Origin of the sequence: Bradyrhizobium cenepequi, from assembly GCF_020329485.1 — a bacterium.
Classification (GTDB): Bacteria; Pseudomonadota; Alphaproteobacteria; order Rhizobiales; family Xanthobacteraceae; genus Bradyrhizobium; species Bradyrhizobium cenepequi.
In genome coordinates this window covers 1-867 of sequence record NZ_JAGKJI010000165.1, presented here as the reverse complement: position 1 = coordinate 867, position 867 = coordinate 1, and the positions used below count along the sequence as shown (strand labels likewise).

1 protein-coding gene is annotated in these 867 nt (G+C 68.2%); it reads left to right on the top strand.

What is annotated here, in order from left to right; all coding sequences use genetic code 11:
• A partial coding sequence (locus J6497_RS42555; protein WP_225709752.1) for an IS5 family transposase occupies nucleotides 1–825 on the top strand: 825 nt, incomplete at its 5' end.
• Nucleotides 826–867: the final 42 nt, after the last annotated feature.

The following is an 867-nucleotide window of genomic DNA, read 5'->3' as shown; positions in this document are numbered from 1 at the left end:
CTGCTGCTGCAGCAATGGTATGGACTGTCCGATCCGGAGCTTGAAGAGGCGCTGGATGACCGCGCCTCGTTCCGCGATTTCTGCGGTTTTGTGCTGGACGACGAGACCCCCGACCACGCGACGATCTGGCGCTTCCGCGAGGCGTTGCAGCGGGCCGGGTTGGACGAGACGCTGTTCGGTGAGATCGTGCGCCAGATTGATGCGCGTGGGCTGGTGCTGCGGCGGGGCACGCTGATCGACGCGAGCCTGATCCCGGCGGCGGTGAAGCCGCCGAAGCCGCCGGAAGATCCGCAGCCGCCCGGCCCGGACGGTCGGGCGCCGAGCAAGCTGGTCAACAGCAAGCGCGATGCGGATGCGCGCTGGACCAAGAAGGGTGGCAAGCGGTACTTCGGCTACAAGGCGCATGTCGGCATCGACCAGGGCTCGGCGATCATCCGCCGCAGCAAGCTGACCGACGCTGCGGTCAACGACACGGTGCCGGCCGACGAACTGATCTGCGGTGACGAGGAGGCGGTCTATGCCGACCAGGCCTATGACAAGCACGAGCGCCGCAGCGGGCTCGCGGCGCAGGGCATCAAGCCACGGCTGATGTTCCGGCCCAACAAGCATCATCCCCTGACCGAGCGGCAGAAGCGCTTCAACGACGCGGTGGGCCGGCGCCGCGCGCCGGTCGAGCAGGTCTTCGCGCGTCTCAAGGGCGTCTACCGCTGGGCGCGCGCCCGCTATCTGGGCCTGAGACGCAACCAGACGCATCTGCGTCTTATCTGCCTCGCCATGAACCTCAAACGATGGGCGGTGCTGCAGCCCGTGGGAGCTGCGGCGTGACCGCCACCGCCCGCTGCCATCGGACGGCCCTGAAAACGCGGC